Consider the following 17,711-nt stretch of genomic DNA (forward strand, 5'->3'; position numbering starts at 1 on the left):
GTCACAGCGCTTCCATCAGCGGGCCACCGGGCAGTGGCACTCCGAGCAGGTTGTTGAAGACGGCGTAGGTGACGAGGGAGAGGACGGCCGCGATGAGCGGGTCGCGGTCGATACGGCGGCTGCCGAGGGCGAAGGCGGCACCCCAGAAGAGCAGCGCGCCCGCGGCGGGGAAGCCCAGCGGCTCGATGAGGCCGGCCGCGCCGAGGAACACCCCGGCGAGCAGCGACACCGTGCGCCAGTCGGCCGGTTCGGACAGGTCGATGTCCTCGCCGGTCTCGGCCTGGCCACGGCCGCCGCGCAGCACGTCCACGGCGAGGAGCGCCGCGATGACGAGAAGCCCGATGCCGACGACGATCGGCACGGTCCTCGGGCCGACGGGGCCGCGCTGGGCGATGTCCACGTCCATGGTCAGCGCGTCGGTCAGCACCAGCACCCCGAGCGCCAGCAGCAGGGCGCAGACGCCGAGTTCGGAGTGCTCGCGCAGCCATGAGCGCCGCTCGGCCGTCTCGGCGGAGGGAGAATCCGTCTGCGTCGTCACAGTCCCAGCTCCTTCAGCACCGACACCACGCGCTTGTCCTCGGCCTCCATGAAGTCGCCGAAATCGTCGCCGGTGAGGAAGGCGTCCTCCCAGCCGTTCTGCTCCAGGGACTTCTGCCACTCGGAGGAGTCGTGGAGCTCCTCGACGAGCCGGGTGAGCTTGTCGCGCTCGGCGGTGGACAGACCGGGCGGGGCGACGATGCCCCGCCAGTTGGTGAAGTTCACGTCGTAGCCGGACTCCATCAGCGTGGGGGCGTCCTTGAGTTCGCCGACGCGCTCCGGGCCGGTGACCGCGAGCACCCGCAGCTCGCCCGCCTTGATCTGGTCGAGGTACTCGCCGACGCCGGACACCCCGAACGCGACCTTGTTGCCGAGGATCGAGGCGAGCAGCTCACCGCCGCCGTCGAAGGGGATGTAGTTGACCTCCTTCGGGGCGATGCCCGCGGCCCGCGCCATCAGCATCGGCGCGAGATGGTCCGGTCCGCCGGGCGAGGAGCCGCCGCCGACCGGAAGCTCGCCCGGGTCGGTCTTCCAGGCCTCGATCAGCTCGTCGATCGTCCGGTACGGGGAGTCCTTGGAGACCACGACCACGTCCTGCTCCTCGGTGAGCCGGGCGATCGGGGTGGTGTCGGCGAGGGTCTTGGGCGCGTCGTTGGAGCGGGCCGCGCCCACCACGCCGAGCCCCATGGACATCGCCAGCTTGCCGTTGCCGTGCTCGTCCACCAGCCGGGTCAGGCCGACGGTGCCGCCGGCGCCGGGCAGGTTGAACACCTCGATGGAGTGCGTGAGTCCGGCGTCCTCGGCGTTCTTCGCGGCGGTCCGGGCCGTGATGTCGTAGCCGCCGCCGGGTGTGTTGGGGACCATGAAGCGCAGGCCCGGGATCTGTGTGCCGGTGTCGGAGCCGCCGCCGCTGGTCAGCAGCGGCGGTCCCAGCAGGACCAGTACGACGGCCCCGAACAGGGCGAGCGGTGTGCGCAGACGCACGAGTGCCACCACCTGTCGGTCGATGCGGGTATGTGGAGCGTGATGTGGGCCACATCGTGCACGGGCGTCGACGACGTGTCTCGCTTCCGGAACCAACGGAGGTTTTGGTCTTTGTGTCAGCGGGAGGGCGGCGACGGATGTCTTCCCCCGGCTCCCGGGCCGACGCCGTCATGGGGCCGTCCCGGCACCCGAACCACCAGGATGGAGATTGAGCAGGTCGTGGTCACCACCTTCCGTCGCCAGACCCTCGCGGGTGAGCTGCTGGTACTCCAACCCGCCATCGTCGTGGTGGTGCTGGTAGCCGTCGCCGCGGTCTCCCTCGCCCAGTCCGGGGCCACCTTCGACCGCGTCGAGGGCCGCCGCGCCGCCGCGCTGGCCGAGCAACTGGCCGCCACACCCCTGGTACGCAGGCGAAGGCCTCGCTCGCCGCCGAACGGAAGGTCACGCTGCGGATCTCGGACGACACCGCGCTCGACCGGCTCACCCCGGAGGACGCCGCCGACGTGGCGACCGTGGTCGGCAACCTGGTCGACAACGCCGTGGACGCCGCGGCCCACCACGGCGGACGCTGGGCCGAGGTCGAGCTGCGGCAGGACGCCTCCAGCGTGGAGATCGTCGTGCGGGACTCCGGTCCCGGCGTGGCACCCGAACTCGCCCAGGAGGTCTTCCAGCACGGCTTCACCACCAAGGCCGCCCAGGAAGGCGAGCGCGGCATAGGCCTGGCGCTCACCCGGCTGGTCTGCGAACGTCACGGCGGTGAGATCTCGGTGACCGACACCCCCGAGGGGGCCATGTTCACCGCGCGCATGACCGTGAGCCACCCCACCGACGCGGTGGCGGAAGGAGCGATATGACCGACGACCCGAATACGATAGGCGTCCTCATCGTCGACGACGACTTCATGGTGGCCAGAGTCCATCGCACCTTCGTCGAACGCGTCCCGCCCTTCACCGTCGTCGGCGTCGCCACCAACGGCGAGGAGGCCATCGCCGCCGTCGACGAACTCCGCCCGGACGTCGTCCTGCTCGACCTCTACCTGCCCGACGTCTTCGGCCTCGACGTCATCCCGCGGCTGCGCACCGCCGGCCACGACTGCGACGTCATGGTGATCAGCGCCGCGCGGGAGGCCGACACGGTACGCCGGGCCGTCCGCCGAGGCGTCGTCGACTACCTGCTCAAGCCGTTCGAGTTCCAGGACCTGCGCTCCCGCCTGGAGCGGTACGCCGCCGAGCGCGGCCGTCAGCTCACCACCGTCGTGCGCAGCCAGGCCGACGTGGACCGGGTCCTGGCCGGATCCGCCGTACCGGCGCAGGCCGTCGCCGCCCTGCCCAAGGGCATGAGCGTGGAGACCGCCGAACTCATCGAGCGCACCCTCCGCGACTGCCCCGGCAGCCTGTCCGCCACCGAGTGCGCGACCCTGACCGGGATCTCCCGCGTCAGCGCCCGCCGCTACCTGGAGTACTTCCACACCACCGGGCACGCGGAGGTCTCCCTGCGCTACGGCGCCGCCGGCCGCCCCGAACGTCGCTACCGCTTCCGCGACCGCCTCACCGGCCTGCGGCCCGAGGACGAGGCCCGCGCGTAGCGCCTGTCCGGCGGATCATGCCGGCGCCGCAGCACTGACGCGGTCCCGTTCCGTGCGGCCGGCCCGTGCCCCGGCAGGCGGCGTTCGCCCTGCCGCGACGCCCGGCACGCCGGGAACTCACTCCCCGGCGAGGCCGCTCAGCAGATGTTCTGGCTGCTGTTGACCAGCGTGTTGTTGCGGAACGTGGTGTTCGTGCCGCAGGGGCTTTCCCTGATCGCCGAGTTGGTCACCGTGAGGTTCTGGATGGTGATGTCGGAGTTGTTGGGGAACTCCGAGCGGGCCGCGAGCCGGATCTCGCCGCCGCCGGTGACACTGCCGCTCTGTGCGGCGATGTTCACGTTGGAGCAGTTCTCGATCAGGATCGAGTTGTTGCCGGTGTTGGAGAGGTTCACCCGGTCGATGACCGCGCCGCCGCTCTCGGAGACGCAGAACACGCCGCGGCCCCCGCCGCGGGCGATCACTTCACCCACCCGGATGTTGGTGGGGTAGGAACTGCCCACCCGGCCGTTGCGGTTGGCCATGCGGAACGCCGCGTAGCCGGTGCCCGTGCCCGCTCCGTCCGCGTCGACCCTGGTGACGGTGGCGTTGATGGTCTGGTTGAGCAGCAGCCCGGACTCGCCCACGTTGCGCGCGGTGACGGTTCCGACGGTGAGGCCGTCGACGCCGTACGTCTCCACGGCGTGGCTGCTCGCGCCGGACACGTACACGTTGTCGATCCTGACGTTCCGCGTCCACTGGCTGGTGTCGCCGCGGTTGTCGACGCGTACGCCGAGGCCCCCCGACAGCCGCATGTCGAGCTCGCCGAGTACGACGTTCTGCACGTTGCGCAGGAAGACGCCGTACAGCGGGCTGCCCGTGAGGGTGAGGTGCTGGACCTCGATGTCCCGGACGCCGCGGGCGTACACCGGCGCCTGGTCGCCGGAGCCCGATCCGGTGACGTTGATCGTGCCGCAGACGTCGAGGACGGTGTAGCTCGGCAGGGAGACCCGGGACCCGGCGCCGATGGAGCCCGAGCCGCGCACGACGACCCGTTCCTTCGAAGTGCGGCCCGCGGTAAGGCTGTTGACCGCCGCTTGCATCGCGGCGCGCATGTCGCTGCCGGTGTACACGACACTGCTGCCGCGCCGGGCGGTCCAGGTGCTTCCGCTGAGTACCGCCTCCGCCTGGTAGGAGCCCTCGCCGCAGGCCGCCGCCGGCTGCGGCGGAGCGGCCGCGCTCGCGGGTTCGGTGAGCAGGGCCGCGCCGGTGAGCAGGGCGGTGGCGCAGACGGCAGCGGCGACGGCCCGTCCGCTGCGGGCGGTCGCGGGAGTGCCGGCGAGGTGTTGTGCGGCTCTGCGTCGCATCTCGTCTTCTCCAAGTGATCCGTGTGGGGTGTGCGGGGGGTTGGGTCCCTCGCCGGTGCCGTCGTTGAATCCCGTTCGACTCCCGCTTCCCGTTCCCGTTCGACTCCCATTCGACTGAATCGATTCACGATCAGGGGGTGCGTGACCTGGAGGGTCGTGGCTCCGAAGGGTCGCGCGGCGCGCGGCGAGGCTGTAGCAAGCGTTTTCTGCGAGCGGTCGGTGAGTGTGCCAACGGGGTTCGTGGGCGTCAAGGGGTGAGGACGGGTTTGCCGCCGCCCGTACGGGCTACGCGGGCGGCGTGCCCTGCTCCGTGGATCCGGGAGGTCCGATGACCCGGCAGATACGTGACGTGATGTCGCCCGGCGCGGCAGCCGTCGAACCGATGACGACCGTCACGCGGGCGGCCGAACTCATGCGTGAGCAGAACGTCGGCGATGTGCTGGTGGCGTACGACTGCGATCTGTTCGGCGTCCTCACCGACCGCGACATCGTGGTCCGCACCCTCGCCGAGGGCCGCGCCCCCGACACCACCGCCGTCGGATCGGTGTGCACGCACCCGCCCGTGGTGACCCTGACGCCCGACGACACCACCGACCGGGCGGCCGAGCTGATGCGCCACCACGCCGTCCGGAGGCTGCCGGTCGTCGAACGGGGCGGCTGCCCGGTCGGCGTCGTCAGCCTCGGCGACCTCGCCACGGCCGACGACCCGCGTTCCGCGCTGGCCGACATCAGCAGGGCGGATCCCACCCGCTGACGCAGAAGGAGCGTGCCATGACCCAGCACGTACGCGACATCATGACCAGCACACCCGTCATGGTCGAACCGCTCACGTCGGTGACCGCGGTGGCCCGGCTGATGCGGGACCAGGACATCGGGGACGTCCTGGTCACCGAGGAAGGACGGCTGCGCGGCATCGTCAGCGACCGGGACCTCGTGGTCCGTGCCGTCGCCGCGGGCGAGGACCCGGAGCACACGACGGTGGCCCAGGTGTGCACCGCCGACGTGTTCAGCGTCGGCCCCGACGACGACCTCGACCGGGTGGCCGAGCTGATGCGCGAGCACGCCGTACGCCGGATCCCGGTCGTGGACCGCGAGCACCCCGTGGGCATCGTCTCCCTCGGCGACCTGGCCGTCGACCGGGCCCCGGAAACGCCGCTCGGGAACATCAGCGCCTCCAAGCCCAACCGGTAGCGGGGCGCACATGGCACGGCCCAACGACGAGGTCGCCGCGCTGTTCCAGGAGTACGCGGACCTGATCGCGATCACCGGCGGCGACGCGTTCAGGACCCGTGTCTACGAGAAGGCCGCCCGCTCGATCGGCGGCTATCACGCCGACGTCTCCACGCTGGACACCAAGGGTCTGACGGAGATCCCCAACGTCGGCAGGTCGATCGCCGAGAAGGTGGTCGAGTACATGGGCACCGGCCGAGTCTCCGCGGTCGAGGAACTGCGGGCGAAGATCCCGGCCGGGGTACGGCGGCTGACGGCCGTCCCCACCCTCGGCCCGAGGAAGGCACTGGTCCTCTACGAAGAGCTGGGCATCTCCTCGATCGACGAACTCGCCGACGCCATCCACGAGGAACGGCTGCGCGACCTCAAGGGCTTCGGGCCCAGGACGGAGCAGAACATCCTCCACGGCATCGGCCTTCTGCAGTCCTCCGGAGACCGCGTCCAGCTCGATGTCGCCACCGACCTCGCCGAGGACGTCGTCGCCGCACTGTCCCGCGTACGCGGCTGCCGGCGCTGCGCGTACGCGGGCTCGCTGCGCCGGGGCCGCGAGACGATCGGCGACATCGACGTCCTCGCCGCGGCCAGGAAGCCGGGGCCGCTCATGACGGCGCTCACCGAGCTGCCGTACGTCACCGAGGTCGTCGCGCACGGCGAGACCAAGACCTCGATCCGCACCAGCAAGGGCCTCGCCGTCGACCTGCGTGTCGTACCGCCGGACGCGTGGGGAGCGGCGCTGCAGTACTTCACCGGCTCGAAGGCGCACAACATCCGCACCCGGGAACTGGCCGTGCGGCACGGGCTCAAGCTCTCCGAGTACGGGCTGTTCGACGTGGAGAGCGGCGAGAAGACCGTCTCCGAGACGGAGGAGGAGGTGTACGCCCGGCTCGGGCTGCCGTGGATCCCGCCGCCGCTGCGCGAGGACCGCGGCGAGATCGAGGCCGGGCTGCGCGGAGAACTGCCCGAGCTGGTCCAGGAGCGGGACATCCGGGGCGACCTGCACACCCACACCGACCTCACCGACGGTCTCGCCCCGCTGGAGGAGATGGTCGCCGCAGCCGCCGAGCGCGGCTACGCCTACTACGCGATCACCGACCACGGGCCGAACCTCTACATGCAGCAGATGACCGACGACCGGATGCTGGCCCAGCGCGAGCGGGTGCGGGAACTCGATCGCGCCTATGGCAAGCCCGGCATGCGGCTGCTGCACGGCGCCGAGCTGAACATCGACCCGGACGGCGAGGTGGACTGGCCGGAGGACTTCCTGGCCGGCTTCGACCTGTGCGTGGCCTCCGTGCACTCCCACTTCAACCAGGACCGCAGGGCGCTGACCCGGCGGCTCGTCCGCGCCTGCGAGAACCCCTACGTCAACGTCATCGGCCACCCCACCACGCGTCTCATCGGCAAGCGGCCCGGCCTCGACGTCGACCTCGACGAGTTCTTCGCCGCGTGCGCCCGCACCGGCACCGCCCTGGAGATCAACGCCCACCCTGACCGGCTCGACCTGTCCGACGAGCACATCCTGTGGGCCAGGCGGTACAGGGCGAAGTTCGCCGTCGACAGCGACGCGCACTCCGTCATCCACCTGGCCAACATGCGTTACGGCGTGGGCACGGCACAGCGCGGCTGGCTCACCGAGCACGATGTGATCAACACCTGGCCACAGACCCGCCTGCGACGTTTCCTGCTCAAGGGCCGCGCCCCATAGGGGCGCGGGGCTGCAGTCGATGTGCGGCTACCGCCGAGTGGGCGCGAGCAGCCACAACGAGCCCGCAGACGATCGACGACCTGTCGCGGCACTTCCCGTCCCGCGGAGCGTTGAGGTCCTGTCCGGCGGATCATGCCGGCGTCGCGGGGTCTGGCACGCTCACCTGCACTGATGAGGTGCTGTTCCGTGCAGCCAGCCTGATCCGCCGGACAGGCCCTAGCGGCGGTACAGCCCGATGAGCGTGCCGTCGGCGAGTTCCTGCTTCTCGACGACCTGCCGCACGTCGTCGGCGTGCGGGGCGTCCGGGAGGACGCACGGCTCCGCGAGGGCGTAGAGGTGGAAGACGTAGTGATGCGACTCGTCCCCGGGCGGCGGGTGCGGTCCGCCCCAGCCGGGACGGCCGTAGCCGTTGACGAGTTCGGTGCCGCCGGGCGGGCTGTGCCCCTCGCTCACGCCGTCGCTGTGGGGGTCGACGCCCACCACGATCCAGTGCACGAAGTTGCCCGACGGAGCGTCGGGATCCTCGCACAGCAGGACCAGCTCGGCCGCGTCGTCCGGCACGCCGGACCAGGTCAGGGGCGGGGAGACGTTCTCGCCCTCCAGCGCGTACCGGCGGGGGACGGGGGCGTGGTCGGTGAATGCGCTGCTCTTGAGATCGATGCCGGTCATGCGGCCCGGAGTACCCGCACCTGGCCGGACATATCAAGAAGACGTGTGGATCTCCGCGCGACGGATACCCGGGCCAGGTCAGGACTGCTCCGGACGGAGAAAGGCCGGCTCCGATGATCTCGCAGACCGTTCTGGTGCCCGTCGACGGCGTCGAGCTCCCCGGGGACTTCGACGTCCCCGCGCCGGCCCACGGCGTCGTCCTCTTCGCGCACGGCAGCGGCAGCTCCCGGCACAGCCCGCGCAACCGGCAGGTGGCGGCCGAACTGCGCACCGCCGGTCTGGGCACCCTGCTGATGGACCTGCTGACCGAGGACGAGGACCGGCGGGACGCGCTGACCGCCGAACACCGCTTCGACATCCCGCTGCTCGCCCGCCGCCTGGTCGCCGCGATCGACTGGCTCGACGCGGAACCCGGCGTCCAGGCACTGCCCGTCGCCCTGTTCGGGGCCAGCACCGGCGCGGCTGCCGCGCTGATGGCCGCGGCGGACCGGCCGGACCGCGTCCTGACCGTGGTCTCGCGCGGCGGACGGCCCGACCTGGCGGGCGACGCGCTGGACCTCGTACGCGCACCCGTGCTGCTCATCGTCGGCGGCCACGACGAGCAGGTGCTGCGGCTGAATGAGGACGCCGCCCGGCGGCTGCACGCCCCCTGCACCCTGCGCGTCGTGCCCGGCGCCACCCACCTGTTCGAGGAGCCGGGCGCCCTGGAGCAGGTCGCCGGCCTGGCCCGGCAGTGGTGCGTGGAACGCCTGGGCACGCGGCGGCGGTGACGCCGTGTGGGCGACCGGAGGGCCGGGTACCCGGCAGCCGCGCACGGAGGCAACGGAAGGAGCAGCCATGCAGTTCCGTGACCGCAAGCAGGCCGGCCGGGAACTGGCCGAGCGGCTGCGCACCCTGCAGGAGAAGGGGGCTCTCCCGCACGCTGTCGTCCTCGCGCTGCCCCGCGGTGGCGTCGCGGTCGCCCGCGAGGTCGCACACATGCTGGACGTCCCGCTGGACGTCCTCGTGGTCCGCAAGATCGGGGCGCCGTTCCAGGAGGAGCTGGGCGTCGGCGCGATCGCCGGTGACGACCCGCCGCTCTTCGACGAACGGGCCCTCGACCGGCTGGGCCTGAGCGAGGCAGTCCTCGCCGAGACCGTCGAACGGGAGCAGGAGGAGGTACGGCGTCGCGAACGGCGCTACCGGCGCGGCCGTCCCCCGGTGGACCTGCGGGGCCGCACCGTGATCGTCGTCGACGACGGCCTCGCCACCGGCGCGACCGCGCGCGCCGCGCTGCGCCGGGTCCGCCGCGACGCGCCCGAGCAGGTCGTCCTGGCCGTGCCGGTCTGCTCGCCGGAGGCGGTCGAGCTGCTGCGCGACGAGGCCGACGACGTGGTCTGCCTCCACCAGCCGGAGCAGTTCATGGCCGTCGGCCTGTGGTACGAGCACTTCGACCAGCTCACCGACGACGAGGTCCTCGACGCGCTGCACGGCTCCCACACCCTGCCCGGCTGACGAAGGAGAAGCGAGTGACTGACGCGACCGGCACGGTCCTGGTCGGCGTCGACGGCACACCGCAGGCCTGGCTCGGCCGTGAGTGTCACTGCGGCGATTCGGGCGCCGGGGTATCCGCCCCGCCAGACGCTTTAACCACCCCGGTCTCTCTCACCACTCCGGTCCCTCTGACCACTCCGGTCCCCCGAAGCACAGGTGTCCGAAGAGGCTGATCCGCCCGATTCCATGCGCCGACACGCCACTCCACGGAGGCGGAGCGATGGACCTGATCGAGGAACGCCCCTGCCGTTTCCGTATCGACCCGCACGACGGGATGCGGGTGCCCGGCGTCGTGTTCGCCTCCCGTGACCTGCTGAGCGACGCCGAGCAGTCGCTGGAGCAGGTTGCCAACGTCGCCACGCTGCCCGGCATCGTCGGTGCCTCGTACGCCATGCCGGACATCCACTGGGGCTACGGCTTCCCCATCGGCGGCGTCGCCGCGACCGCCGTGGACGAGGGCGGCGTGGTCTCGCCCGGCGGGGTCGGCTTCGACATCTCCTGCGGGGTGCGGCTGCTGGCGGCCGACTGCGAAGGCCGGGAGCTGCGCAGGGCGCTGCCCGCGGTCATGGACGGCCTGGACCGGCGGATACCGCGCGGCGCCGGACCCGGCGGCGTGTGGCGGCTCGGCGGTCAGGCGGAGCTGGAGCGGATCCTGCGGGGCGGCTCCCGGTACGCCGTCGAGCAGGGCCACGGCGAGCAGCGCGACCTCACCCGCTGCGAGGACGGCGGGGCGGTCGCCGACGCCGACGCGGCACAGGTCAGCGAGCGGGCCCGGGAGCGGGGCCTCGGCCAGGTCGGCAGCCTCGGTTCCGCCAACCACTTCCTGGAGGTCCAGGAGATCGCCGAGGTCTACGACGAACCGGTCGCCGCCGCCTTCGGGCTCGCCCGCGGCCAGGTGTGCGTGATGATCCACTGCGGTTCGCGCGGCCTCGGACACCAGATCTGCACCGACCACGTCCGGGCGATGGACCAGGCCATGGCCCGCTACGGCATCACCGTCCCCGACCGCCAGCTGGCCTGCACCCCGGTCGGCTCACCCGAGGGCCGGGCCTACCTGGGCGCGATGGCCGCCGCCGCCAACTACGGCCGCGCCAACCGCCAGTTGCTGTCCGACGCGGCACGCGGGGTCTTCCGCCGCGTCACCGGCGTACGGCTGTCGCTGGTGTACGACGTGTCCCACAACCTCGCCAAGATGGAGACGCACGAGGTGGACGGCGCCCGGCGTCCGCTGTGCGTGCACCGCAAGGGCGCCACCCGGGCCTTCCCGCCCGGCCACCCCGAACTGCCCGACGACGTGAGGGAGTTCGGCCAGCCGGTGCTCATCCCCGGCACCATGGGTACGGCCTCCTACGTGCTCACCGGAGTCCCCGGCGGCGACGCCTTCCACTCCACCTGCCACGGCGCCGGCCGCACCCTCAGCCGCCACCGGGCCGCCCGCACCATCACGGGCAGGGAACTGCGCGCCCGGCTGGAACGGGCCGGTATCGCCGTGCGGCCGAAGTCGTGGCGCGGGCTGGCCGAGGAGACCCCGGAGGCATACAAGGACGTCAGCGCGGTCGTCGCCGCGAGCGAGACGGCGGGACTGTGCCGGACCGTGGCCAAGCTCGTGCCGCTGGGCGTGGTGAAGGGATGAGCCCGATGCGCTCACACGTCGATGGTCACCGCGCAGGACCAGCCGTACGGACCGGGCTCGATGCGCAGGTTCTCCCACGCGATGCCCTTCGGCGCGGCGCCGACGACCTCCACCACACCGAGGTCGGCGACCGCCATCCGCACATCGAGCCCCTCGTCGAACGCCTCCGCCTCCACATCGACCGGAACCTGGCCGTGCACCTCCAGCCGGAAGACGACCTCGTCGAGCAGCGTGGTCAGCAGATCCTCCGGGGTCCCCTCGGCCAGCCGCAGCCGGGCCACGCCGGTCGGCCGGGTCCCGGAGACATCGGCGAAGCCCTCCACCATGCCCGTCACGGCCTCCACCAGGCAGCGCTCGCGGCTCTCCCCCCAGGCCTCGACGCGCACGTCAGCCGTGTGCGGCACCAGCCGGTGCCCGCTCACCCCGCGCCTGCGCGCCGTGATGTCGTCGCCCATGTCACCGACCATGTCCACCGTGTGCCCACTGCGCGGGACCGCACACTGGTTTCAGGGGGATGTCCGGACCGGCAGGGGACCCACCGCCTCAGGAGCCGCGATGACCGACCCGACGCACCCCGCCCTCGGACCCGCACTGCGGGACGTGCGGGCCGTCGTCTTCGACACCGACGGAGTGATCACCGACTCGGCCCGGGTGCACGCCGCCGCCTGGCGGACCGCCTTCGACGCCTGCCTGCGCGCACACCCGCCCGAGGATCCGGAGCAGGGGCGCCCCTTCGATCTGCGCGACGACTGTCTGCGGCACGTGGACGGCAAGCCCCTCCTCCAGTCTCCGGCCGGGGGGACCCTCATCGCCGCGCTCGACGGTGCCGCCGCCTTCCTCGCCTCCCGCGACCTCGACACCTCCGGCGGAAGCGGGCGGGCCGTCGCCGCGGACAAGGAGCGGCACTTCACCGAGCGGCTGCGCGCACACGGCGTCGAGGCGTATCCCGGGACGGTACGGCTGGTGCGTGCCCTGCGTGAGGCCGGGGTACCCGTGGCGGCGGCCTCGGCGTCCCGGCACGCGGGCGAGCTGCTCACCCGGGCCGGGGTCCGGGACGTCTTCGACGCCCTGGTGGACGGCCGGGGCGCGTTCGCACTCGTCGCCGGCGTGGACCGGGCCGCCGGTGCGGACACCGGCGCGGGACTGCCGCGGCACGGCGCCGACATCGTCGTACGAGACCTCGGAGAACTGCTCGTGGAAGGAGTACCGCGGTGACCGCACCGACGTCCTGGACCTGGGAGTACGACGGCTACGAAGCAGCCGACGAACACCTCAGGGAATCGCTGTGCACCCTGGGCAACGGATACGTCGCCACCCGTGGCGCGTTCCCGGAGTGCACTGTCGACGAGGTGCACTACCCCGGCACGTACGCGGCCGGCTGCTACAACCGGCTCACCTCGGACGTCGCGGGACGCAGCGTCGAGAACGAGGACATGGTCAACCTGCCGAACTGGCTGTCGCTGCGCTTCCGCCGCCCCGGCGGGCGGTGGCTCGCACCCGACACGGCGACGGTCCTCGACCACCGTCAGGTGCTGCACTTCGACTCGGGGCTGCTGGAGCGGCTGACCCGGTACGCGCTGGGGGAGGGCAGGGCCCTGTTCGTGCGGCAGCAGCGGTTCGTGGACATGGCCGACCCCCATCTGGCGGTCCTGCGCACCGAGTTCACCGCCGAGGGCTTCGCGGGCGGCCTCGACGTCGAGGCGGCGCTCGACGGGGGCGTCACCAACGCCGGGGTCGCGCGCTACCGCGATCTGGACGGCCACCATCTGACCCACGTGCACTCCGGGAGTTCCGCGCCCGACACGGTCTGGCTGCGCTGCCGGACCCGGACCTCGGACATCCGGATCGGCATGGCGTCCCGCCTGACCGCCGAGGTACCGGTGACCGAGCGACTCGAAGTCAGCCGCGCCGTGCAGCGCATCCGCCTCGACCTGATCCCCGGCCATACCGTCACCGTGGACAAGACCGTCGCCCTGCACACCTCCCGCGACCCGGCCATCAGCGATCCGCTGGACGCCGCCGTCGACCGGGTGGAAGCGGCCTCCGGCTTCGAGGACCTGCTGAAGGCCCACCGCACGGCCTGGGACCAGCTGTGGCGGCGGGCCGAGATCGACGTCCCCGGGGCCGCGGGCCGCATACTCCGGCTGCACCTCTTCCACGTCCTGCAGACCCTCTCCCCGCACACCGCCGACCTGGATGTGGGCGTGCCGGCCCGGGGACTGCACGGCGAGGCGTACCGGGGGCACGTCTTCTGGGACGAGCTGTTCGTGCTGCCGTATCTGAACCTGCACTTCCCGGAGGTGTCCCGGGCCCTGCTCGGCTACCGCCACCGGCGCCTGGACCAGGCCCGTGCCGCCGCCCGCGCGACCGGGCGGCGCGGCGCGCTCTATCCGTGGCAGAGCGGCAGCGACGGACGGGAGGAGACGCAGAAACTGCATCTCAACCCGCGCTCGGGGCGCTGGCTGCCGGACCACTCCCGGCTCCAGCACCATGTCGGCTCGGCGATCGCGTACAACGTGTGGCAGTACTGCGAGGCCAGCGGCGACGCCGAGTTCCTGCACACCAAGGGCGCCGAGATGCTGCTGCAGATCGCCCGCTACTGGGCGGACTCGGCGGTGTACGACGAGGGCCTGGGCCGGTACCGCATCAGGGGCGTGGTCGGGCCCGACGAATACCACGACGGCTACCCCGACGCGAAGCTGCCCGGCCTCGACGACAACGCGTACACCAACGTCACCGCCGCATGGGTGCTCACCCGCACCCTGGAGGTGCTGCGTGCCCTGCCCGAACCCCGCCGCCGCGAACTCCTCGAACGCACCGGCCTCGACGGCGGCGAGCGAGAGCAGTGGGAGGAGGTGTCCCGCACCCTTCATGTGCCCTTCCACCAGGGTGTCATCAGCCAGTTCGAGGGCTACGGCGACCTCGCCGAACTCGACTGGGAGGGCTACCGGAAGCGCTACGGCGACATCCGGCGCCTGGACCGGATCCTGGAAGCTGAGGGTGACACCGTCAACCGCTACCAGGCGTCCAAGCAGGCCGATGTGCTGATGCTCGGCTACCTCTTCTCACCGTCCGTACTCGAAGGGATCTTCAGCAGGCTGGGCCACCGGCTGGAGCCGGACACCTGGCGGCGCACGGTCGACTACTACCTGCGGCGCACCAGCCACGGCTCGACCCTCAGCGGCCTGGTCCACGGCTGGGTGCTGGCCCGGGCCCGGCGCGCGGAGGCGTGGATGTTCTGCCAGGAGGCACTGCGCGGCGACATCGCCGACCTCCAGGGCGGCACCACCGGCGAGGGCATCCACCTCGGCGCCATGGCCGGCACCCTCGACCTGGTCCAGCGCGGACTGACCGGCCTGGAAACCAGCGGCGGGGCCCTGTGCCTCGACCCGGTACCCCTGCCAGAGCTGTCCTCGTACGGCTTCGCCATCCACTACCAGGGCCACTGGGGCATCCAGGTACGGCTGGAACACGGGCGCCTGGAGATAGCGGTCCCCGCCTCCGACCGCGACCCGATCGACATCCGCCTACCGGACCGCACCGTGTCCGTCCGGCCGGGCGAGATGCGACGGCTGGCGCTGCGGGGGTGATGTCCCGGTTCAGAGGGTCAAGGTACCGGACACGGTCGGTGGGTGTACACGTCTGATCCGCGAACTCGTACGACGTCAACTCGCGTCGCATCGCGGACGGCTGACCTCTGCGCCCCGGTGAATGCCGGTGCCGAAACCCTGCTGACCTGCGCGGATGCGTTCTGCGTCGAGGTGCTTGAGCGTCAACTCCTGGTCAACCGGGGGGTATTCGGTGACGACTCCCGGTACTGCGGTCGTTACCCACCGAAGCCCCGGGTGCGGCAGACTGCCGTGAGCCGTACCCGGGTGCGGGCTGATCGCGGCACCGGGTGGGCGGTACGAAAGGCGTCGATTCCGGCTGGACGAGAGGGAGTTTCATGGACCGGTATCTCAGGGGGGCGAGGCTCTGGCCCGACGGGTGGACCAAGCTCAGGGTGGACTTCGTCCCGCGGCTCCCCGAGATCAAACCGGTGACCGACACCTTTCGCCCGGTCCTCGCCCGGTTCGGGTTCGTCTCGCCGGTGAAGGACGAGTGGCTGCACGAGACGCTGGCCGTCGTCGACGACCGGCCCGCCAGCGAGGTGACCGGAGCGGAACTCGCCCTGTTCCAGGCCCGGTTGCGGGAACGGCTCGGCGCGGTGCGCCCCTTCACGGTGACGGTGGGCGCGGCGGTGGCGGGCCGGTGCGGTGTCCTGCTCGACCTCGCGCCCGAGGACGAGTTCCAGGAACTGCGGCACCAGGCCAGGGACGCGGTCGTGGAGGTGTTCGGTGAGGACGCCGACGACTACGAGGACGAACGCCCGAGGATCTCACTCGCCTACGGCACCGCACTCGGTGACTCGCGGCTCCTGCAGGGCAGGCTGCGCAGCGCCTCGGGCCGGCAGGCCACGCTGACCGTGGACGGCGCGCGGCTCGTGGAGGCCGTCCAGGACCGCAAGCAGCACGAGATCCGCTGGCAGGAGCTGGCGTTCGTGCCGTTGGGCGGCGCGGAGTGAGGTCCGCCTTCAACCAGCCTTCCCCGTAAGGCCGTTGAACATCACCCGTCCCGGTCCCGTACCTCAGGGCACACCGATCCCGGACGACAGGAGTACCTGCCATGGCCGAGAAGCAGTACACCGTCATCGGCATGAGCTGCGGCCACTGCGCGGCGAGCGTCACCGAAGAGGTGGTCGCCGTGCCCGGCGTCACCGAGGTCGACATCGATGTGCGGGCCGGCCGGGTGGTCGTACGCGGAGCGCAGTTCGGTGAGGACGCGGTGCGCGACGCGATCGTCGGGGCGGGCCTCGACGTGGTGCGTGGCGCACGGGCCGCCGCGGCCTGACCGCCGCCGCCTCATGCCACCTGGCCGGAGGAGGCCGGCAGCGCATCGGGGCAGTCGGGGCCGGCGACCCGTCGCAGGCCCCGGCCGCCCTCGTCCGTCTCGGCCGCCCGGCGGATCCGGGGCGTGGTGAGGCTGCCGTCGGAGACCTCGCAGCTCAGGGCGCGACTGCGCGGCGGACGCAGCACGGCCGGGCCCTGGCCACGCCGTACGACATTGCCCACCAGCGCGCTGTCCAGCGGCTCTCGTCGTCGCCGGATCGTCGAGGCCTCCTCGGACAACCGCGCAGGGACCAGCTCGCGTGGCTCGCCCGCCGCCTGTGGCTCCGCGGCCGGCGGACACCTGGCCTGTTCGGCTAGTCGGGCCGGGCGGCGCGCTCGGCGTTCTTCCGCTTGATGCGGGCCGCTTCCTTGCGGACCTCGGCCTGGGTGGCCCGCTCCTTCTCCAGCCACTCGGGCATGTCCTTCTTCAGGGCCTCGATCTGCTCGGTGGTGAGGGGCGCTGTGATCCCGCCGCGCCCGAGGCCCGCGATGGACACGCCGAGCTTCGCCGCGACGACCGGACGCGGGTGCGGGCCGTCGGCGCGCAGATCCCGCAGCCACTGCGGCGGATCGGTCTGGAGCGCGTTCAGCTCGGCACGCGAGACGACACCCTCCTGGAACTCGGCGGGGGTGGCCTCAAGGTACACACCCAGTTTCTTCGCCGCGGTCGCGGGCTTCATCGTCTGGGTGGTCTGGTGCGACTTCATGCTGTCAAGACTAACGACCGGGCAAGAGAGCTCCGACCACGCCGGGTAACCTGGCGGGGTGACAGGCTCGGAAAGCTCCCCCTCGTTCCGGCTCGCGTACGTCCCCGGGGTGACGCCCGCCAAGTGGGCGCGGATCTGGAACGAGCGCCTGCCCGACACCCCGTTGAACCTGGTCGCCGTACCGGCCGCGGAAGCATCCGACGTCTTGCGCGCAGGCGCAGCGGACGCGGGTTTCGTACGGCTCCCGGTGGACCGTACGTTCTTCAGCGCGATCCCCCTCTACACCGAGACGACGGTCGTCGTGGTCCCCAAGGACCACCTGGTGACCGCCGTCGAGGAGGTGTCCGTCGCGGATCTCGCCGACGAGGTGGTGTTCCATCCCCTGGACGACGTCCTCGGCTGGGACCGCCCGCCCGGACAGCCCGCCTTCGAGCGCCCCGCCACCACGGAGGACGCCGTCGAACTGGTGGCGGCGGGCGTGGGCCTGCTCGTCGTACCCCAGTCGCTCGCCCGCCTGCACCACCGCCGGGATGTGACGTACCGGCCCGTCGTGGACGCCCCCCAGTCGAGCGTCGCGCTGTCGTGGCCCGAGGAGGCGACCACCGACCTGGTCGAGGACCTCATCGGGATCGTCCGGGGGCGCACGGTCAACAGCACGAGGGGGCGCGCACAGCCTGCTGCCCAGCGTCAGCGTCAGTCTGGGCGTCAGTCTCAGTCTCAGTCTCAGTCTCAGCCGAAGGCCGAGCGGGTCGAGACGACCGGCGCGCGGCGCAAGCCCGCGGCGGGAAAGCCCACCCGCGGCGGTGGCGCCAAGGGTGCGAAGCGCGGCAAACCCCGCCGCCGGTCGTAGTCCGGCC

The 17,711-nt window shown here is 71.9% G+C and carries 20 protein-coding genes and 1 pseudogene; 13 read left to right on the plus strand and 8 right to left on the minus strand.

All coding sequences use genetic code 11. The annotated features are described in order from the left end of the window. Position 1 precedes the first annotated feature (1 nt). The 3 genes from GFH49_RS29755 to GFH49_RS29765 form a co-directional block, all read right to left on the minus strand. Complete coding sequence (locus GFH49_RS29755; protein ID WP_155059152.1) at positions 2 to 538, minus strand: tripartite tricarboxylate transporter TctB family protein; 537 nt, start codon at positions 536 to 538, stop codon at positions 2 to 4. Beyond that, positions 535 to 1,521 (minus strand): Bug family tripartite tricarboxylate transporter substrate binding protein, encoded by a 987-nt coding sequence (locus GFH49_RS29760; protein WP_196218167.1) that lies wholly within the window; start codon positions 1,519 to 1,521, stop codon positions 535 to 537. Before GFH49_RS29760 ends, GFH49_RS29755 begins: the two co-directional genes overlap by 4 nt. 168 nt (positions 1,522 to 1,689) lie before the next feature. Further along, positions 1,690 to 1,905: a hypothetical protein gene (locus tag GFH49_RS29765; RefSeq protein ID WP_155059154.1), complete on the minus strand. Its 216-nt coding sequence runs from the start codon at positions 1,903 to 1,905 to the stop codon at positions 1,690 to 1,692. Positions 1,906 to 1,931: 26 nt separating this feature from the next. Here GFH49_RS29765 and GFH49_RS29770 point away from each other — a divergent pair. Both GFH49_RS29770 and GFH49_RS29775 read left to right on the plus strand, forming a co-directional pair. Continuing rightward, positions 1,932 to 2,375 (plus strand): annotated as a pseudogene (locus tag GFH49_RS29770) (sensor histidine kinase); the annotation flags it as partial. Further along, positions 2,372 to 3,106, plus strand: a complete 735-nt coding sequence (locus tag GFH49_RS29775) for a response regulator (protein WP_155059155.1) — start codon at positions 2,372 to 2,374, stop codon at positions 3,104 to 3,106. The pseudogene GFH49_RS29770 and the gene GFH49_RS29775, both read left to right, overlap by 4 nt. A 137-nt stretch (positions 3,107 to 3,243) precedes the next feature. On the opposite strand, the gene GFH49_RS29780 is transcribed toward GFH49_RS29775, so the two are convergent. Continuing rightward, positions 3,244 to 4,449, minus strand: a complete 1,206-nt coding sequence (locus GFH49_RS29780) for a hypothetical protein (protein WP_230396577.1) — start codon at positions 4,447 to 4,449, stop codon at positions 3,244 to 3,246. 328 nt (positions 4,450 to 4,777) lie between these two features. On the opposite strand from GFH49_RS29780, the gene GFH49_RS29785 reads away from it, so the two are divergent. The 3 genes from GFH49_RS29785 to polX are packed head-to-tail and all read left to right on the plus strand — an operon-like array spanning position 4,778 to position 7,384. Next, positions 4,778 to 5,203, plus strand: a complete 426-nt coding sequence (locus tag GFH49_RS29785) for a CBS domain-containing protein (protein ID WP_155059156.1) — start codon at positions 4,778 to 4,780, stop codon at positions 5,201 to 5,203. Positions 5,204 to 5,220: 17 nt separating this feature from the next. Continuing rightward, positions 5,221 to 5,640, plus strand: coding sequence for a CBS domain-containing protein (locus GFH49_RS29790; protein ID WP_155059157.1), 420 nt, complete (start codon positions 5,221 to 5,223; stop codon positions 5,638 to 5,640). A 10-nt stretch (positions 5,641 to 5,650) separates the two neighbouring features. Then, on the plus strand, positions 5,651 to 7,384 hold the full coding sequence (gene polX / locus GFH49_RS29795; protein ID WP_155059158.1) for a DNA polymerase/3'-5' exonuclease PolX: 1,734 nt from the start codon (positions 5,651 to 5,653) through the stop codon (positions 7,382 to 7,384). Between the two features lie 216 nt (positions 7,385 to 7,600). Here polX and GFH49_RS29800 read toward each other — a convergent pair whose 3' ends face one another. After that, positions 7,601 to 8,053: a YbhB/YbcL family Raf kinase inhibitor-like protein gene (locus GFH49_RS29800; protein ID WP_155059159.1), complete on the minus strand. Its 453-nt coding sequence runs from the start codon at positions 8,051 to 8,053 to the stop codon at positions 7,601 to 7,603. A gap of 113 nt (positions 8,054 to 8,166) precedes the next feature. On the opposite strand from GFH49_RS29800, the gene GFH49_RS29805 reads away from it, so the two are divergent. From GFH49_RS29805 to GFH49_RS29815, 3 genes are all read left to right on the plus strand, one after another. Further along, a complete protein-coding gene (locus tag GFH49_RS29805; RefSeq protein ID WP_155059160.1) occupies positions 8,167 to 8,823 on the plus strand; it encodes a dienelactone hydrolase family protein in 657 nt (218 codons plus the stop codon). A 67-nt stretch (positions 8,824 to 8,890) separates the two neighbouring features. Further along, positions 8,891 to 9,547: a phosphoribosyltransferase gene (locus GFH49_RS29810; protein WP_155059161.1), complete on the plus strand. Its 657-nt coding sequence runs from the start codon at positions 8,891 to 8,893 to the stop codon at positions 9,545 to 9,547. A 259-nt stretch (positions 9,548 to 9,806) separates the two neighbouring features. After that, positions 9,807 to 11,219 carry an RtcB family protein gene (locus tag GFH49_RS29815; RefSeq protein ID WP_155059162.1) on the plus strand — a complete coding sequence of 471 codons (1,413 nt, stop codon included), beginning with the start codon at positions 9,807 to 9,809 and terminating at the stop codon, positions 11,217 to 11,219. An 11-nt stretch (positions 11,220 to 11,230) separates the two neighbouring features. On the opposite strand, the gene GFH49_RS29820 is transcribed toward GFH49_RS29815, so the two are convergent. Continuing rightward, positions 11,231 to 11,686: an archease gene (locus tag GFH49_RS29820; protein ID WP_155059163.1), complete on the minus strand. Its 456-nt coding sequence runs from the start codon at positions 11,684 to 11,686 to the stop codon at positions 11,231 to 11,233. A gap of 88 nt (positions 11,687 to 11,774) precedes the next feature. On the opposite strand from GFH49_RS29820, the gene GFH49_RS29825 reads away from it, so the two are divergent. From GFH49_RS29825 to GFH49_RS29840, 4 genes are all read left to right on the plus strand, one after another. Continuing rightward, a complete protein-coding gene (locus tag GFH49_RS29825) occupies positions 11,775 to 12,434 on the plus strand; it encodes an HAD family hydrolase (RefSeq protein ID WP_155059164.1) in 660 nt (219 codons plus the stop codon). Then, a complete protein-coding gene (locus GFH49_RS29830; RefSeq protein WP_155059165.1) occupies positions 12,431 to 14,809 on the plus strand; it encodes a glycoside hydrolase family 65 protein in 2,379 nt (792 codons plus the stop codon). Before GFH49_RS29825 ends, GFH49_RS29830 begins: the two co-directional genes overlap by 4 nt. A gap of 356 nt (positions 14,810 to 15,165) precedes the next feature. Further along, positions 15,166 to 15,783, plus strand: a complete 618-nt coding sequence (locus GFH49_RS29835; RefSeq protein ID WP_155059166.1) for a 2'-5' RNA ligase family protein — start codon at positions 15,166 to 15,168, stop codon at positions 15,781 to 15,783. A 101-nt stretch (positions 15,784 to 15,884) separates the two neighbouring features. Continuing rightward, complete coding sequence (locus tag GFH49_RS29840; RefSeq protein ID WP_155059167.1) at positions 15,885 to 16,109, plus strand: heavy-metal-associated domain-containing protein; 225 nt, start codon at positions 15,885 to 15,887, stop codon at positions 16,107 to 16,109. Positions 16,110 to 16,120: 11 nt separating this feature from the next. On the opposite strand, the gene GFH49_RS29845 is transcribed toward GFH49_RS29840, so the two are convergent. Next, positions 16,121 to 16,387 (minus strand): hypothetical protein, encoded by a 267-nt coding sequence (locus GFH49_RS29845; protein WP_230396579.1) that lies wholly within the window; start codon positions 16,385 to 16,387, stop codon positions 16,121 to 16,123. A gap of 74 nt (positions 16,388 to 16,461) precedes the next feature. Continuing rightward, complete coding sequence (locus tag GFH49_RS29850; RefSeq protein ID WP_155059168.1) at positions 16,462 to 16,854, minus strand: DUF5997 family protein; 393 nt, start codon at positions 16,852 to 16,854, stop codon at positions 16,462 to 16,464. Between the two features lie 58 nt (positions 16,855 to 16,912). On the opposite strand from GFH49_RS29850, the gene GFH49_RS29855 reads away from it, so the two are divergent. Then, complete coding sequence (locus GFH49_RS29855; RefSeq protein WP_155059169.1) at positions 16,913 to 17,704, plus strand: LysR substrate-binding domain-containing protein; 792 nt, start codon at positions 16,913 to 16,915, stop codon at positions 17,702 to 17,704. Positions 17,705 to 17,711: the final 7 nt, after the last annotated feature.

Origin of the sequence: Streptomyces blattellae, assembly GCF_009709555.1 — a bacterium.
In the GTDB taxonomy this organism is placed as follows: domain Bacteria; phylum Actinomycetota; class Actinomycetes; order Streptomycetales; family Streptomycetaceae; genus Streptomyces; species Streptomyces blattellae.

Excerpts from the sequence above, each read along its gene's own strand:
- GFH49_RS29775 (WP_155059155.1), top strand. The coding sequence starts at position 2,372 with ATGACCGACGACCCGAATACGATAGGCGTCCTCATCGTCGACGACGAC.
- GFH49_RS29780 (WP_230396577.1), bottom strand. The coding sequence starts at position 4,449 with ATGCGACGCAGAGCCGCACAACACCTCGCCGGCACTCCCGCGACCGCC.
- GFH49_RS29785 (WP_155059156.1), top strand. The coding sequence starts at position 4,778 with ATGACCCGGCAGATACGTGACGTGATGTCGCCCGGCGCGGCAGCCGTC.
- GFH49_RS29790 (WP_155059157.1), top strand. The coding sequence starts at position 5,221 with ATGACCCAGCACGTACGCGACATCATGACCAGCACACCCGTCATGGTC.
- polX (WP_155059158.1), top strand. The coding sequence starts at position 5,651 with ATGGCACGGCCCAACGACGAGGTCGCCGCGCTGTTCCAGGAGTACGCG.
- GFH49_RS29800 (WP_155059159.1), bottom strand. The coding sequence starts at position 8,053 with ATGACCGGCATCGATCTCAAGAGCAGCGCATTCACCGACCACGCCCCC.
- GFH49_RS29805 (WP_155059160.1), top strand. The coding sequence starts at position 8,167 with ATGATCTCGCAGACCGTTCTGGTGCCCGTCGACGGCGTCGAGCTCCCC.
- GFH49_RS29810 (WP_155059161.1), top strand. The coding sequence starts at position 8,891 with ATGCAGTTCCGTGACCGCAAGCAGGCCGGCCGGGAACTGGCCGAGCGG.
- GFH49_RS29815 (WP_155059162.1), top strand. The coding sequence starts at position 9,807 with ATGGACCTGATCGAGGAACGCCCCTGCCGTTTCCGTATCGACCCGCAC.
- GFH49_RS29820 (WP_155059163.1), bottom strand. The coding sequence starts at position 11,686 with ATGGTCGGTGACATGGGCGACGACATCACGGCGCGCAGGCGCGGGGTG.
- GFH49_RS29825 (WP_155059164.1), top strand. The coding sequence starts at position 11,775 with ATGACCGACCCGACGCACCCCGCCCTCGGACCCGCACTGCGGGACGTG.
- GFH49_RS29835 (WP_155059166.1), top strand. The coding sequence starts at position 15,166 with ATGGACCGGTATCTCAGGGGGGCGAGGCTCTGGCCCGACGGGTGGACC.
- GFH49_RS29840 (WP_155059167.1), top strand. The coding sequence starts at position 15,885 with ATGGCCGAGAAGCAGTACACCGTCATCGGCATGAGCTGCGGCCACTGC.
- GFH49_RS29850 (WP_155059168.1), bottom strand. The coding sequence starts at position 16,854 with ATGAAGTCGCACCAGACCACCCAGACGATGAAGCCCGCGACCGCGGCG.